Origin of the sequence: Tessaracoccus bendigoensis DSM 12906 (assembly GCF_900141915.1) — a bacterium.
GTDB lineage: Bacteria > Actinomycetota > Actinomycetes > Propionibacteriales > Propionibacteriaceae > Arachnia > Arachnia bendigoensis.
Genome location: NZ_FQZG01000013.1, coordinates 41764 through 57527 on the forward strand (window position 1 = coordinate 41764; position 15764 = coordinate 57527).

At 68.8% G+C, this 15764-nt stretch carries 11 protein-coding genes; 7 read left to right on the forward strand and 4 right to left on the reverse strand.

Annotation, left to right across the window (positions count from 1 at the left end; genetic code table 11):
* Positions 1–185: 185 nt before the first annotated feature.
* Genes glpA through BUC15_RS04775 form a run of 3 tightly spaced genes read left to right on the forward strand, consistent with a single transcriptional unit; the run spans position 186 to position 4266 of the window.
* Positions 186–1763 (forward strand): anaerobic glycerol-3-phosphate dehydrogenase subunit GlpA, encoded by a 1578-nt coding sequence (glpA, locus tag BUC15_RS04765; protein WP_073186396.1) that lies wholly within the window; start codon positions 186–188, stop codon positions 1761–1763.
* A complete protein-coding gene (glpB, locus tag BUC15_RS04770; protein ID WP_073186397.1) occupies positions 1760–3004 on the forward strand; it encodes a glycerol-3-phosphate dehydrogenase subunit GlpB in 1245 nt (414 codons plus the stop codon). The genes glpA and glpB overlap by 4 nt, the downstream gene beginning before the upstream one ends.
* Complete coding sequence (locus BUC15_RS04775; RefSeq protein WP_073186398.1) at positions 3001–4266, forward strand: anaerobic glycerol-3-phosphate dehydrogenase subunit C; 1266 nt, start codon at positions 3001–3003, stop codon at positions 4264–4266. Before glpB ends, BUC15_RS04775 begins: the two co-directional genes overlap by 4 nt.
* A 73-nt stretch (positions 4267–4339) precedes the next feature.
* Here BUC15_RS04775 and BUC15_RS04780 read toward each other — a convergent pair whose 3' ends face one another.
* Positions 4340–4750 (reverse strand): type II toxin-antitoxin system VapC family toxin, encoded by a 411-nt coding sequence (locus BUC15_RS04780; RefSeq protein ID WP_073186399.1) that lies wholly within the window; start codon positions 4748–4750, stop codon positions 4340–4342.
* Positions 4735–4992, reverse strand: coding sequence for a type II toxin-antitoxin system Phd/YefM family antitoxin (locus tag BUC15_RS04785; RefSeq protein WP_073186400.1), 258 nt, complete (start codon positions 4990–4992; stop codon positions 4735–4737). The genes BUC15_RS04780 and BUC15_RS04785 overlap by 16 nt, the downstream gene beginning before the upstream one ends.
* Positions 4993–5093: 101 nt before the next feature.
* Here BUC15_RS04785 and BUC15_RS04790 point away from each other — a divergent pair, with 101 nt between their 5' ends.
* On the forward strand, positions 5094–6272 hold the full coding sequence (locus BUC15_RS04790) for an MFS transporter (protein ID WP_073186401.1): 1179 nt from the start codon (positions 5094–5096) through the stop codon (positions 6270–6272).
* Position 6273: 1 nt separating this feature from the next.
* Entirely contained in the window at positions 6274–7791 is a 1518-nt protein-coding gene (locus BUC15_RS04795) for a bifunctional phosphatase PAP2/diacylglycerol kinase family protein (protein ID WP_073186402.1), read from the forward strand.
* Between the two features lie 5 nt (positions 7792–7796).
* Here BUC15_RS04795 and pheA read toward each other — a convergent pair whose 3' ends face one another.
* Positions 7797–8699 (reverse strand): prephenate dehydratase, encoded by a 903-nt coding sequence (pheA, locus tag BUC15_RS04800; RefSeq protein ID WP_073186403.1) that lies wholly within the window; start codon positions 8697–8699, stop codon positions 7797–7799.
* Between the two features lie 119 nt (positions 8700–8818).
* Between pheA and BUC15_RS04805 the strand changes: the two genes are divergently transcribed.
* Complete coding sequence (locus BUC15_RS04805) at positions 8819–10102, forward strand: S8 family serine peptidase (RefSeq protein WP_073186404.1); 1284 nt, start codon at positions 8819–8821, stop codon at positions 10100–10102.
* 2 nt (positions 10103–10104) lie between these two features.
* Here the strand turns inward: BUC15_RS04805 and eccCa are convergent, their stop codons facing one another.
* A complete protein-coding gene (gene eccCa / locus BUC15_RS04810; protein ID WP_073186405.1) occupies positions 10105–14145 on the reverse strand; it encodes a type VII secretion protein EccCa in 4041 nt (1346 codons plus the stop codon).
* 184 nt (positions 14146–14329) lie between these two features.
* Between eccCa and eccD the strand changes: the two genes are divergently transcribed.
* Positions 14330–15760, forward strand: a complete 1431-nt coding sequence (gene eccD / locus BUC15_RS04815) for a type VII secretion integral membrane protein EccD (protein WP_073186406.1) — start codon at positions 14330–14332, stop codon at positions 15758–15760.
* Positions 15761–15764 lie beyond the last annotated feature (4 nt).

The following is a 15764-nucleotide window of genomic DNA, read 5'->3' on the forward strand; positions in this document are numbered from 1 at the left end:
GGCGTGTCGCGGTTCGAGACCGGGATAGTGCTCAAACCCCTCACCTTGCGCAGCCCAAATCTCCGTGCACGATGGTCCGCGGGCGTTGCGTCGGTCGTGCACGAATGCGGCCCAACCACCCTTGCCACACCCCTCGACGGGGCAAGATGGGGTCAACCAGCGCAGGGGCCCAAGGAGGGGACACCATGAAGCGTCTCGACACTGACGTCGTCATCATCGGAGGCGGGTCGACCGGGCTAGGAGTGGTCCGTGACGCCGCGATGCGCGGCTACCGCGCGGTGCTCGTCGAACGGGTCGACCTCGGTCAAGGCACCACTGGACGGTTCCACGGGCTGCTGCACTCCGGTGGCCGCTACGTGGTCAGCGACCCCGGTTCGGCCACCGAATGCGCCGAAGAGAACGCCATCCTCAGACGCATCCAGGCGGGCGCGGTTGAGGACACCGGCGGCTTCTTCGTCACCCTCGCCGACGACGACCCCGCCTACGCCGACAAGTTCCTCGCGGGGGCGGCGGCGACCGGCGTGCCCGCCACCGAGATCTCCGTCAAGGAGGCCCTGCGACGCGAACCGCGCCTCGACCCGCGCATCAAACGAGTCATCGAAGTGGCCGACGGCTCGGTCGACGGCTGGCAACTCGTGTGGGGGGCCGCCCGCTCCGCGATGGCCCACGGCGCACAGGTGCTGACGTATCACCGCGTCACGAAGATCGAGCGCGACGGCGAAAGGGTCGCCGCGGTGATCTGCCGCGACGAGAAGGGCGGTGAGGACGTCCGCATCGACTGCACCTTCGTGCTCAACTGCGCCGGGCCATGGGCGGGGCAGATCTCCTCGATGGCCGGTGCCCGCGAGGTCGCCGTCGTGCCGGGCCGCGGCATCATGATCGCGATGAACCACCGGCTGGTCAACACCGTGATCAACCGCTGCGTGTACCCCACCGACGGCGACATCCTCGTCCCCGTGCATACCGTCTCCATCATCGGCACCACCGACATCCACGAGACCGACCCGGACCACCTGCCCATCCCACACGCCGAGGTGCAGCAGATGCTCGACGCCGGCGAAGCGATGATCCCCGGCTTCCGCAAGTCGCGGGCGCTGCACGCCTGGGCCGGGTCGCGTCCACTGATCAAGGACTCGCGGGTATCCGTCGACGACACCCGCCACATGAGCCGCGGCATGGCCGTCATCGACCACTCCCAGACCGACGGCCTGGCAGGCATGCTCACGATCGGCGGCGGCAAGCTGACCACCTACCGGCTGATGGCCGAGCACATCGTCGACGCGATGAACCGCCAACTGGGCGAGGAGCGGCCCTGCACCACCGCGGACGAGGAGGTGCCAGGCAGCGAGGACCGCAGGCTCTACACCGTCACCCACCGCCTGCACGACCGCGAGGCCGACCGGCTCGACGACCAGATCATCTGCGAGTGCGAGCTGATGAACCGCCAGATGTTCGTCTCGTTGCTCAACGAGCAGCCCGACGCGACCCTCGACGACCTCCGCCGCCAGCTGCGCCTGGGCATGGGCCCTTGCCAGGGCGGTTTCTGCGCCGCACGGGCGGCCGGTATCGCATGCTCGGAGCAGGCGATCGACGCCGAACGCGCAAGCGGGCTGCTGCGGCTGTTCCTGAAGCACCGCTGGATCGGGATCTGGCCGATCCTGTACGGCCAGCAGGTCCGCCAGACCGCGCTGGACCATTGGATCTTCAACGGCACGCTCGACGTCGAGCACCTGCCCCAACCTGAAGAGGAGATCGTGCGATGAGGGACGCCGTCGTCATCGGGGCCGGGCTCGCCGGCCTCACCGCCGCCCTGCGGCTCGCCCGGGCCGGGCGCTCGGTCACGCTCGTGACGAAGGGACCGGGAGGCTGCCAACTCTCGCAGGGCACCGTCGACATCCTCGGCTACACCCCCGACCGCGTGACGCGGCCCTTGGAGGCCGTCGCCGCCGTCGACCAAAGCCACCCCTACTCCGGAATCGGTGCCGACAGGGTGGCCGAGTCGGTGTCGTGGCTCAGGGACGAACTCGGGCCCGAGCTGCTGGTCGGCGACCCGGCCGGCAACTTCCACCTGCCGACGGCGGTCGGCGCGCTGCGTCCCACCGCGCTGGCCCAGCCTGGCATGGTCGCGGGCGACGCCGTCGGCGGCCGCACGTACGCCGTGGTGGGGGTTCGGCAATTGAAGGACTTCCCGGCCGACCTGGTCGCCGGGAACCTGGCCCGCTCGAAGGCCCCCGACGGTGGGTCGCTCGGCGCGACCGTCGCCTGGGTCGACCTACCGGCGAGACGGGGTGAGGCCGACCCCACGTCGCTGACCTATGCCCGCGCGATGGACGACGAGGCGTTCGCCGCCAAGTTCGCGAGGGCGGTGGCCGCGGTGGCCGGGGAGGGTGACGTGGTCGCGCTGCCCGCGGTGCTCGGCGTGCGCCGCCTGGGGGTGTGGCGGCAGGTGCGAGACGTCCTCGGGCGCGAGGTGTGCGAGATTCCGCTGCCCCCACCGTCGGTGCCGGGGCTCAGGCTCTACGAGGCGCTGCTGGGGATGGTGCGGGCGGCCGGGGTGCGTTTCATCCAGGGCAACCGGATCGTCGGCTTCACCCCTGGCGACGGCGGGATCGAATCGGTGACGCTCGCCGCGGCGGGCGGTGCCAGGCATCTCAAGGCGGCCTCGTTCATATTCGCGCCAGGGGGCTTCGAGAGCGGCGCGCTGGACGTCGACTCCCACGGCCGCATCTCCGAGCCGGTCTTCGGGCTGCCGCTCACCGCCGACGATGCCGCCCCGCTGATCCCGTCGGTGTTCTGGGGGCCGCACGAGCTGTTCGAGGTGGGGGTCCGCACCGACGATGCGGGTCGACCGGTCGACGGCTCGGGCGCGGCCGTCCATGACAACCTGTTCGTCGCCGGTGGGATCATCGCGGGGGCAGAACGCTGGCGGGAGAAGTCCGGCGACGGGGTCGCCGTCGCGACGGCCTACCGGGCCGCAGATCAGATCACCGGAGGTGCACGATGAGCAAGCGGCAAGATGAGCGGGCCAAGGAGCTGAGGGAACGGCTCAACAACGAGCTGCAGCGGATGAGCCTCGACATGTGCGTCAAGTGCACGATCTGTGAGACGAGCTGCCCGGTGGCCCCGGTCACCCCGCTCTTCTCCGGGCCCAAGTTCGTCGGCCCACAGGCGGAGCGGTTCCGCGACGGGGAGTCGGTCGACCACTCGGTCGACTACTGCTCGAGCTGCGGCACCTGCAGCGTCGTGTGCCCGCAGGGCGTGCATGTCGCGGAGTTGAACTCCCTTGCCAGGGCGGTCATGAAGGCCGAGCAGGGCGTGCCGGTGCGCGACCAGCTGATCACCCAGACGGTGCTGATGGGCAAGGCGATGACGCCGGTGGCGCCGATCGCCAACGCCGTGCTCGACAACAAGCTCGCCCGCATCGCCATGGAGAAGATCGTCGGGGTACACCGTGACGCCCCCATGCCGACGGCGCGCACGCAGTCGCTCCACTCGTGGTTGAAGAAGCGGCCTGCCCGGACGAAGCCGGCGACGCGGGGGTCGGTGGTCTACTTCCACGGCTGCGCCGGTGGCTACTTCGAGGTGGACGCGGCGAAGAAGGCCATTGAGGTGCTCGAACACATCGGCTATGACGTGATCGTCCCCGAGCAGGGCTGCTGTGGCCTGGCCGAGCAGAGCAACGGGCTGTTCGAGAAGGCCAGCGCCTCGGTGCGCAAGCTCGACGAACAACTGCGCTCCGCGGGCACCGACCTACCCATCGTCAGCACGGCTGGCAGCTGCACCGGGATGCTCAAGCACGAGGCCCACGAGATCCTCGGCATCCACGACCCGGAACTCCTCGACGTCGGCACCCGGATCCGGGAGATCTCAGAGTTCCTGATGGAGCTCTACGAGGCCGACGAGCTGCCCACCGACTTCCGGCCGATCAACATGCGGCTGCCGTACCATGCGCCGTGCCAGGTCAAGAGCCAGGGCATGGGCACGCCAGCCTACGATCTGCTGCGCCTGATCCCCGGGCTCGAGGTGATCGACAGCAACGTCACGTGCTGCGGGATCGCGGGCACCTACGGGTTGAAGAAGGAGAAGTACGAGATCGCGCAGGCGGTCGGCAAGCCGCTCTTCGACATGATCAAGGACACCAACGAGGGTCTGGCAGCGTGCGATACCGAGACCTGCCGCTGGCAGATCGAGAAGTCCAGCGGGGTGACGACGGTGCATCCGATCGTGCTGATCCATCAGGCCTACGGGTTGGGAGACGGCGAATAGATCGCCGGTCACGGCCGTAAACACCGGTTCAGGCCCGGGCTTGGCGCCCATCGGCCGGTGCGGTCGGGATTAATCAGCGGCGGGCAGGCAGGTCGAGCATCTCGATGCCGGGCAGTTCCGCGAAACGCGCCCGCGCATCCAAGGTCACCAACACCCGCCCGGTCTGGGCGGCATGTGCGGCGATGATCAGATCGTGTGCACCGCGTGCCCTGTGTGACCGTCGGGCGTGAGCGATCAGTTGGGCATGGTAGAGCGCTGTTTCGGCGTCGTAGTCGAGCACCTCCAGCACGTCGATCATCGCCGCCAGCGCCCTCGAACGGGCGGCCGCACGCTCCGCAGTCTCGGCCAACTCTATGCCCGTGCGGTACTCGGCCACGGTGACGGCAGCGATGGCCAGGTCATCGTCGTCGAACTCGGTGCGGTCGATTTCAGCGCGTTCATAGGCGATCAGAACGTTCGTGTCCAGGATCAGCGCCCGCCCCACGGATCCTCCCCCTCAGCGTCCAGCAGGGCGACCGCCTCGGCGATGTCTCGTTCGAACCGGTCTTCGGGCGGGGCAATGCCCTGCAGGGCAGCGCGCAGGTCACGGCCGGTGCGCCTCGTGGCCGGTCGGATCTCGGCCACCATCTTGCCTCCCCGGCTTATGGTCACCGTTTCCCCGGCCGCGACCGCATCAAGGAGATCGGAGAACCTCCTCGATGCCTCGGTGGCGCTGACGGTTCGCATGCGACCCATTCTACTCGACTATCTGATTATCTGATTTTTGACGGTGTCAGCGTTGCCCTCCTCGCGGTCCGCCTGTCGGCCGAGGCGGATATGGTGAACGAATGCGCACCCGGCAACCGATCCCCTCAGAGATCTGGGTGCTGGTCTGTGCCGCTTTCCTGATCGCGCTCGGTTACGGCCTAGTCGCCCCGATCCTGCCCCAGTTCGCCCGCTCGTTCGACGTCGGAGTCGTCCTCGCCTCGGCGATCGTGACGGTGTTCGCGCTGGTCAGGCTAATCTTCGCTCCCGCTGGTGGCGCCCTGGTCGCGAAGTTCGGCGAACGTCGCATCTACCTGATCGGCCTGTTCATCGTCGCCGTCTCGAGCGCGCTGTCCGGCCTGGCGCCGGATTATTGGACGCTCATGGCCTTCCGCGGCCTCGGCGGCATCGGTTCGGTGATGTTCACCGTCTCATCGATGGGGCTGCTCGTGCGGCTCTCGCCGCCTGCCCAGCGCGGGCACACCTCGTCGCTGTACGGGACCGCGTTCCTGCTCGGCAACATCCTCGGCCCGACGCTCGGGTCGCTGTTGCAGGGCTTCGGGATGCGGATCCCGTTCTTCATCTACGCCGCCGCGGTGCTCGTCGCGGCGCTCGTCGTGACGGTGTTCCTCCGTGGCGGCGCCGGTGGCCGACCACTCGAGGACGACGCACGCGCCGAGAAGATGACGCTGGCGGAGGCGCTCGGGCTGCCGTACTACCGCGCCCTGCTCCTGACGGCGTTCGCGCACGGCTGGTCCAACTTCGGGGTGCGGATAGCGCTGTTGCCACTGATGGCCGCCAGCGTCCCGGCGATCGGCGAGGCGGCCGCGGGCCTGGCGTTGACACTCTTCGCACTCGGCAACGCGGTCACCCAACAGGCGACGGGGAGGCTGATCGACCAGCGCGGCAGGCGTCCCTTCCTCGTCCTCGGCCTGGCGATCTCTGCCGCAGCGACCGCCCCGTTCGGCTGGCTCGACACCCTTCCCTGGTTCCTGGTGCTCGCGACCCTCGCGGGCGTCGGCGCGGCGTTCATCGCGCCAGCCTCGCAAGCCCTGCTGGCCGACCTGATCGGGTCGAACCGCAACGGCGGCCAGGCCCTGTCGACCTACTCGATGGCGACCGACCTCGGCTCCATCGCAGGCACGCTGCTGGCAGGCACGATCGCCCAGCTCGTCGGGTTCGGTTGGGCATTCGCTGCCACCGCTCTGGTGATGATCGCTGCGGCGATGCCGTGGTTCCTGGTCAAGCGGAAGACCCCCTGACGTGCGACGCCACCTGCCACTCCTGACCACGCTGCTGACAGGCGTGGCCGTCATCGCGTGGACGCTGTGGATCCCGACTGCCCTCGACCGGCTCTGGGCGTGGCCCTACCTCCCCAAGGGACCGTTCCCCGGGCAGCTGGCGGAGGTGTGGGCCCAGGTATCACAGCCGACCGTGTCCTATCTGGCGATGATCGGGCTGGTCGTCGCCTTGTTCCGGTGCCGCTGGCGCGACCTCGCCGGCTCGGTGCTGCTGGCGGGCATCTTGACGGTGTCGTCGGTCACGGTCCTGAAATCGCTGGTGGCGAGACCACGACCGAGCACGCCTTGGCTCGGCAACCTGGGCGCGGACGCCTCGTTCCCATCTGGGCATGCGGCCGCGGCCACGGCCCTGGCCATCGCCGTCGTCCAGGTCACCTGGACGCTCACCGGGGGCCGCCGCCCGACGGTCATCGCCACCGTCGGCGCTGTCCTGACGGCCTCCGCGGTGGCAATCGGTCGCCTGCTGCTCGGGGTCCATCACGTCAGCGACGTGCTCGGTGCCGCGCTCATCGCGTGCTTCGCGGCCAGCCTCTCCGCGCTGATCACCGGCGCCTGGCGGACGGCGTCAACCGCGACGCAACCAAAGGCGATCCACGTCGTGTGGCACACGCACCGGGTGCGGGGCCTGGCCGGGGCGCAGGCCCGCCTGGCCCGTGAGGCCGCGGCGCGCGGTTGCCCGCCACCGGTGTGGCTGGCGACCGAACGCGACGGCCACGGCGTCGCGCAGGCCAGGCAGGCGGTCCTGGACGGGGCGGACCTGGTCATCGCGCTCGGCGGTGACGGCACGATCAGGCAGGTCCTCACCGCAGTCGGCACGGCCGCCGACGTCGCCGTCCTGCCCGCAGGCAGCGGGAACCTCCTTGCCAAGAACCTCGACATCCCGCTCGACCTGGGCCGGGCGATCTGGCTCGCCCTCGACGGCCAGGCGACCCCGCTCGACCTGATGCGTGTCGAGTTCACGGACCTGGACGACGCGGTCGCGGCCGTCATGGTCGGGGCCGGGGCCGATGCCGCCGTCCTGGAGGACACCTCGGAGCGGGCCAAGCGGTTCGGTGGCCCCCTGGCGTACCTGCTCGCGGGACGTCGGCACATCGGTGCCCGGCCCAGCGCTGTCACCGTCACGGTCGACGGGACGGCTCACGCCTTCGACGCCTCGCTGGTGACGGTGGGCAATGTCGGCTCCTTGCATCCCGGGATCGCCCTGATGCCGTCGGCGGACCCGTCGGACGGTCGGCTGGAGGTGCTGGTCGCCTCGCCCCGCGGTGCGGCGGACGTGTTGAAGATGATGTTCGACGTGCTGCTGGTGCGCGACCCGATCCCCCGCACGGCGCGGTTCTCGGGCTCCGTGGTCGACCTCCGGTTCGGGATCCCGACGCCGTTCCAGGTCGACGGCGACGTGGTCGGCCGCATCGACGAGGCAAAGGTCGCGGTCCTTCCCGGGGCCGCCCGGCTGGTGACCCGTGCCCGCGGTCACCGCTGATCCGTTCAGCGGGACAGGCTCGCCACCCAGGCCGCCGCGGCCGCGAACTCGCCGTCGCTGAACCCGACGCCGATCTCGGGGCGCCGCTGGTTGGCCCGCGGGTAGGAGCCGAGGAAGTAGACCTGCGGACACACCCGGTGCAACCCCTGGAGCGCCTCGGCGACCCGCTTCTCCCGCAGATGGCCCTCACAGTCGATGGAGAAGCAGTAGGAGCCGAGTGTCGTCTTCGTCGGGCGCGACTCGATGCGGCTCAGGTTCACCCCACGCACGGCGAACTGCTCCAAAATCTCCAGCAGGGCGCCCGAATGGTCGCGCCGCATGAACGCCACCAGGGTGGTCTTGTCCGCCCCGGTCGGCTCTGGCACCCGACCGGCCGGGCCGACCTCGACGAACCGGGTGACCGCCCCGACATTGTCCTCGATCTGATACGCCAACTCGGTCAGCCCGTAGAGGTCGCCCGCCACGCGGGCGCACACCGCGGCGTCGTAGCGTGAATCCGGCCGTGCCACCTCCGCGGCCGCACCAGCGGTCGAACCGGCCTCCGTGACGGTGGCCTCCGGCAGGTTGGTGGCCAACCAGTCGCGGCACTGGGCCGCGGCGTGCCCGTGCGTCAACACCTGGCGGACGGCCGCGAGGTCGGTTCCCTCGCGGACATAGAGCCCGAACTCGACCGGGATCACGATCTCGCCCTTGATGGCGAGCGGGGCTCCGGCGATCAGTTCGTCCAGGGTGGCGGAGACGCCACCTTCGACCGAGTTCTCGATCGGCACCACGGCTCGGCTGACGGCGCCCTGGCGGACGGCGTCGAGCGCCTCACGGACGCTGGCGAAGGCGACCCCATCCTCGGTGGTGATGGTGCGCAACGCCTGGTGGGTGAATGTCCCTGCGGGACCGAAGTATCCGAGCACGCACCCTAGTTTCCACCCAAGGGCGGCCGGATCGCCACCCGTCCAGACCCGGGAACGCCTGAAGTCGCCGCAGTTGGGTCCCTTGGGCGCTGGCCCACAGGCGCACTAGCCTGACCAGCATGAAACCTCTGCTGGGGCGGTTGGTGGCCGCCGTAACCGTCGGCGCGGTCGTCGGCGTCGGCGCAACCGCCCCGGCGGTCGCGGATGGTCCGGCTCTACTGGCCCAGGACAGGTGCGCGACCTCCGACCCGACCCCGACCGGCCAGTTGAGCAACGCCTGGCAGCTACAACGCCTCGACACGGAGCAACTCTGGAAACTGTCCACCGGGAAGGGCATCAGGATCGCCGTCATCGACACCGGCGTCTCCACCATCGGCTCGCTCTATTTCGACGACAACCGGGTAACGGCCAGGGACATGATCCCAGAAGCGGACAATCCGGGCGGCGACTTCCTCGACTGCGAGCACGGCACGATAGTCACCTCTCTGATCGCGGCAGGGCGCAACGCCGACGGAGAGTCACTGAACCCTGCAACCAGCTTCGCGGGCATCGCTCCTGACGCCGAGATCCTCGCCTACCGCACACTCAAGGCGTCCAACGCCGACGCGGGCAGCCAGAGCGAAGAGAACCTGCAGTACACGATCGACGCCGTCCGGGAAGCGACGAGGGAGGGCGTCGACATCATCAACCTGTCACAGGTGACATTCCGCGACCCGCTGCTGTCCTCTTTCCGGGCCGCGGTCGCCGATGCGATCGACGCGGGGATCGTGGTCGTGGCCGCGGCGGGCAACTCATCCCAGGGTCAGGGGGAGACGCCCTACCCTGCGGCGTTCCCTGGGGTCATCAGCGTCGGCATCTCGAACCGGGCGGATGCGGGCGACTGGGCGACCAACCCGAGCCACCACATCACCATTGGGGCGCCGGGCAAGGACCTCGTCGCACTCCGACCGTCGCGCCTCACCTCTCAGCTCACCGTCGAAAACCAGGCCTACGTCACCGACGCGACCGGCACGTCGTTTGCCGCGCCGATCGTCACGGGCGTCGTCGCACTCCTGCTCGACTACGAGTTGCGCACCAGGGGTGTGGATCTGACTCCCGCCGAGGTCACGCAACGGCTTGTCGCGACGGCCGACCGGATGAGCGCCCCACTCCCAGACCCGTACGTCGGCAACGGCATCGTCAACCCGATGCGGGCATTGACAGATCTGACGTCGGGTCCGGCCTCCGTGCCGTCGGCCGTACAGAGCGTCGTGCCGGAGATGCCGACCAATGAGCCGCGGCGCATCCCCGCGGTATCCATGGTGGCGCTGGGGGTCGGGATCGGCGCGGTCGGGGCCGTCATCCTCGGGCTGGTCGCCGCAATCGCGATCCCGGCCTCGCGCCGCCGGCCGGGGCGCCGCTGACGTCAGGGCTCGATGCGCGGCAGGTGCGCCGTCTGGATCAGTCCCTTGAATCCGCGCGTGATGAGCGTGCCCCTTCCCGGTGGCATCGGTGAACCCTTCACGTCGCCGTACAGGTTCCCCTCCTCCTTGTTGCCGCTCATCACGAGGGCAGGGTTCACGGAATCCTTCATCCGGCTGATCAACGGGTCACCGAAGATCACCCGCCCGGCTCCACCGAACGCGCGCGTCATGATCAGGTGCAATCCGATGTCGCCCGCCTGGTTGATCAGGTCCGCGAACGGCGCCATCGGGTTGCCCGAGGCCGTGGCGACCAACTCGTAGTCGTCGACGACCACGAACACCTCGGACCCGGTCCACCAGGAGCGGTCACGCAACTGCTGCTGCGTGACGTCCGGCCCTGGCAGCCTGGCCCTCACAGCCTCAGCGGTCTGCTGCAGCATCGGGGTCGCCGCTGCGGCCGATGGGTAGTAACCGATCAGGTGTTCGGTCTCCACCTCACCGAGCAACGAACGCCGGTAGTCGACGATGATGATCTTGGCTTCCTTGGGCGTGAAGCGGGTCGTGATGCCCTTCAGGAAGAGCCTGAGCAGGTTCGACTTGCCCGACTCGGGGCCACCGAACGCAACGAAGTGCGGCTCGCTCATGGTTTCCAGATTCACCGGCGCCAGTTCGAGTTCGTCGACGGCGTACGGGATCGTCTTGTCTGGCCCGTGCCCGATGTCAGGCAACGCCGAGTAGTCAAGGTTCTCCGGCAGCAGCCGCACCTCCGCGGCCCGCGGACCCTTCCACGCCTTGTTGACGGCGCCGATGAACGCGCGCTGCCCGGCGCTGACGTCGGTGGCGTCCTCCACCCCGTCGATGCGTGGCAGCCCGATCATCGTGTGGAGCCCACCGCCCATGATTCCGCGCCCGGGACGTGCAGCAGGCACGATCGCCTGGATCTTGCGGTCGATCTCCGAATCGAAGGGGTCACCGAGTTTCAGTTCGATGCGCGACTGAAGCGTGTCCTTCGTCGCGGCCCGGATCTCCGACCATTTGGCGGCCGCGACCCAGATGTGGATGCCGAACCCGAGACCGCCGTTCGCAAGGGCCTGGATCTGCGGTTCGAGGTTCTCGAACTCGGCCTTGAGCGTCGACCAGCCGTCGACGACCAGAAACACGTCTGTCGGGAACCGGTCAGGAGCGATGCCGCCGTCCCTTCGGCCTTGCCGGTAGGTCGTCATCGAATCGATGCCGAGTTCGGCGAAGCGCTGTTCCCGGCTGGAACGCAACGACACGATCTCAGCCACGGTGCGACGCACCCGGTCGACGTCGAGGCGGCCGGTGACCGAGCCGACATGCGCCAGCTTGCGCATCGAGGTGAGCGACCCGCCTCCGAAGTCGAGGCAGTAGAACCCGACCTCCTGCGGGGTGTGCGTCAGCGACAGCCCCGCGATGCCTGCCCTCAGCGCCATCGACTTTCCGGCCTGTGGGCCGCCGACCACACCCAGGTTGCCGCCCGAACCATCGAAGCGGATCCACCATGGGTCGCGCCGTTGCTGTCGTGGCCTGTCGATCAGGCCGAACGGGGCTGCGAGGGCCCCACGCATGGCAGGGTCGGACGCCTGGAGCCCGCGGCCCTCCACCTCGGCCAGGCCGCCGAGCAGTTGGTTCATCGCCGGCGGCTCGTCGAGGGGTGGCAGCCACACCTTGTGCGAAGGCCAGCCATGTCCCTTGAGCCGACCCACCGCTATGCCGAGCAGCGTCTCCTCGTCCTCATGCTCCTTGTCGTCGGCGTCGGGCTCCTGCGGCCCGAGGGCCGCGGCAACCGGCGGTGCCGCGAGGTCAAGGGCCGGCGGTACGGCCGGGATGACGTAGTCGGTCGTGAACTCGAGCACAGGCGGGGTCCAGCCCTTACGCTCGACTACCACTTCACCCACCGGCCGATCCTCAGGCGCGGGCGGTGCCGCGCTGCCGTGCCACGGCCCCGAGACGTAGGCGGCCTTGAACCTGGTCATGCCTGTCGTGTCGAACTTCAGATAGCCGTTTCCGGGAGGCGTCGGCAGCTCATAGGCATCGGGCACGCCGATGACGGTGCGGGATTCCGCCGGGGAGAAGGTGCGCAGCGCGATCCGATAAGAGAGAAAGGTGTCGAGACCGCGGAGCTTGTTCTCCTCGAGGCGCTGCGACGCAAGGAGTTGGTGGACGGCGATCGACCGGCCCACGCGGCCGATCTGCACGAAAAGGTCGATGAACTCGGGTCGGGCGCTGAGCAGTTCTGAGAACTCGTCGACGACGATGAAGAGGCTCGGCATCGGGGGGATGTCGGCACCGGCCTGGCGGGCGGTCTCGTAGTCCTCGCGGTTCTTGAAGTTGCCAGCGTCACGCAACACCTCCATGCGCCGGTCGAGTTCGCCACCGATGGCGTCGGCCATCCTGTCGACCAGCGAAAGTTCCCCTTCCAGGTTCGTGATCACGGCCGAGACATGCGGCAGATGCTCGAGCCCGAGGAAGGTCGCGCCTCCCTTGAAGTCGACCAGGATGAAGTTGAGTTGCTCGGTCGAATGCGTCATCGCCAGGCCGAGCACCAGCGTGCGGAGAAACTCCGACTTACCGGAACCGGTCGCACCGATGCAGATGCCGTGCGGCCCCATGCCGCCCTGCGCCGATTCCTTGATGTCCAGCTCGACCGGGGAACCGTCGTCAGCGGTGCCGAACGGAATCCGCAGGTGCTGCCGCAGGGGTCGGGGTCGCCACGCCATGCGCGGGTCGAGCGTGAGGGGGTCACCGACGCCGAGCATGGTGGGAAAATCCTTCGGTGCCTCGAACACCGCCTCGGCTGGCCCCTCGTCGCCTCCGGCTGTGAGTTCCGGCATCCGGTAAGGCGCCATGGCGCGGGCCAACATCTCGCAGTAGACCATCGGCACCTGGTCGGGGCGCCCGAACGGGGTTTGTGCATGCGCGGTGCGCGCGGTGCGTCGGTGCAGGATGACGGAGTCCGGCGTCACCTCGAAGACCGCGACACCGGCCTCCAGGCTGCGCGGCAGGTCGCGGCGAGCGGTCACCTCGATCATGACGGCGTTGGTGTTGGGGGTGACAAACTGCTGAGAGTTGACGCCTTCGACTCCGTCGGAGACGACGACGGTCAGGGAGGGCGGATTGGTCGAGGCCTGGGCGGAGGTGCCCATCTGCGAGAGTTCCCCTGCCCCGGTGGCGAACATCCGAACCGGACCGACGCCGTCGCTCTCGGTGGGATGTTGGAGATGCGGCAGCCATTTGACCCATTGCCAGGCTTCCTGGTTCGGCTTGCCTGCGGCAACCATCAGAGACACGTCGCTCGGGGCATGCCAGGTGACGAGTTGGGCGACCATCGAGTAGGCGACCTTCCGGCATGCCTCCTCGTCCCCGACCAGGGAGATCGCCCGGAACCCGCGGAGGTCGACCGCCAGCGGCACCGACTGGATCACGCGATGGGTGCGGATGAAGCGACGCAGCGCACCGGTGGTCAGCGGCTCCAAATCCTCGAGGGGCTGCGCTTCGGGCGGGGTGATCCGCTTCGCCGACTGCTGTCTCCCGACCGAGAGCCTGACGGAGCCGAACTCCTCGGCGTCGGGTCGCCGCTCCCACATCCGCACGCCTCCGACCACGGTCCACAGGCTGTCGGGTGCCGGATGCCGGTAGGCGACGCTCGAGCGCTGCTCTTCGGCGGTGCGGGCGAAGTTGCGGCGTGTCTGGGCCAGGTAGCGGAAGTAGTCGCGCCGGTTCGCATCGAGTTGGGACGACTGGTCGTCGTTCTGCCTGCCCACCTGAGAGAGCATCATGCCCATCATGGAGACGGCATACAGGCCGCCCACAATGCTGCCCATCAGGCCGCGTCCCCCGCCCGCGAACATCAGACCCATAGCGAGCCCACCGGCGACCATCGGCAACATCCGCAGTAGGTTCCCGAACGGCTTCGACGGCGTGGGCGGCGGAATCTCCGGCGGCGACTCGAGCAACAGGTCGCCTCGTGGCATCGCCGGCGGGGTCACCCGCTTCGGCCGATGGAACGTGATCAGACCCATGCCGTGACCCCTTCCTGAAGTTGCTCGACGCCTTGAGGAACCACTGACCAATCGCGTCCTCGCTGCGGCGCACCGGATCGGGCGATCTGCCCCCACCACGCCTAACTTAACCGACGCCCAGTCCGTGCCGATGCCACCGACGTCGCTGCCACCGGTGCGCCCCGGTGGCATTAGGGTACGAGGCGTGAGTATCTTGCCCGAAGAAGACCTCTCCCGGGTCACCATCATCTCGAGCAGCCGACGGGTCGATCTGGCGCTGCCGGGCGCGGTGACGCTGAGCGAGTTGATGCCGAGCATCGTGCGGTTCTCCGGGCTGGAGTCGAACACCCCGACCGAGGCCGTCCATGCCTGGGTGCTGCAGCGTTTCGGCTCTGATCCGTTCGATCTCTACACCCCGGTCAACAAACTGAACCTGCGCGACGGCGAGACCCTGCACCTCAGGCACCGGGAGAACGCAATCCCGGACGCCGCATTCGACGACGTGGTCGATGCCGTTGCGGGGGCCACCAACTCGCGATCGTCCTGGGGTGCCGGGAACTCGCGGCTGTTCGGCCTGATCCTGCTCATGACGGTGCTGATCGGACTGCCGCTGCTGCTGATCGTGGCCCAACCCGACATCGACCCCGACCTCGCACGCATCGACCCTTGGCTGCGGTTCCCGCTAGGCGTGGCGGTGGCTGCGACGGGGTTCCTGAGTTTCGCCGCCTGCATCGGCTCGATCGCGCTGGCAAGGGCCGCGAATGAGACGCCCACCGCGACCTGCCTCGCGTGGGCCAGCGCCACACTGGCAGGGATCACGGGCTGGTTCGCGGCCGTTCCAGTCTCGGATTCGGTTCCGATGGCCGTGCGGCTGGTGTTGTGCTCCGCGCTGGTCCTGGTCATGGCCGGGGCCTGCGCGCTGGCAGCCAGAGTCAGCGCCCTCGCGCTCTTCTCTGTCGCCCTGACGGCGCTGTTCACGCTGGTCGCGGCCAGTTCGATGATCCTTCTGGGAAACCAGAGCGTGGAGGTCGCCGCGGTCACCCTGACGGTGATGGCGTTCCTGACATCCTTCCTCCCGACGCTCAGCTACCGCATCGCGGGCATCGCGCTGCCCAACCTTCCCGTCACCACCGAGGCGATGCTGGCCGATGAGACCCCGGTGCAGTCCGACATCGTCAACCGGGCGCTTTTCGCCGACCGGCTGCTCGGATCGATGCTGGCCGCCACCTCGGCGACGGCCGTCCTGGCAGCGCTCCTGACGTTGATGCAGGGCACACTGTGGTCGACCCTGCTCGTCCTGTGCGTGGGCCTGGCGTTCCTGCTCCGCGCACGCGCGTTCGTCGGCCTGATGCAGCGGCTCGCGCTGCTCATCGGTGGGGCGATGTGCGTGGCGATGGCGGCCATCGCCGTCGGGGTCGGCGCGGCGCAATCGTTGGCGGGGCTGTCTTCAATGTTTGTGGTCTGCCTGCTGCTGGCCTATGTGTTCGCCCACTACTGCGCGGCCATCTACCACCGGGTCCTCTCGCCCACCTGGGGCCGGTGGGGCGACGTGTTCGAGTGGCTGGCGATCATCGGGATCGTTCCCGCATTGCTGGGCGTGCTCGACCTCTACTCATACTTCGCCAGCCTCCTGTAGAGGC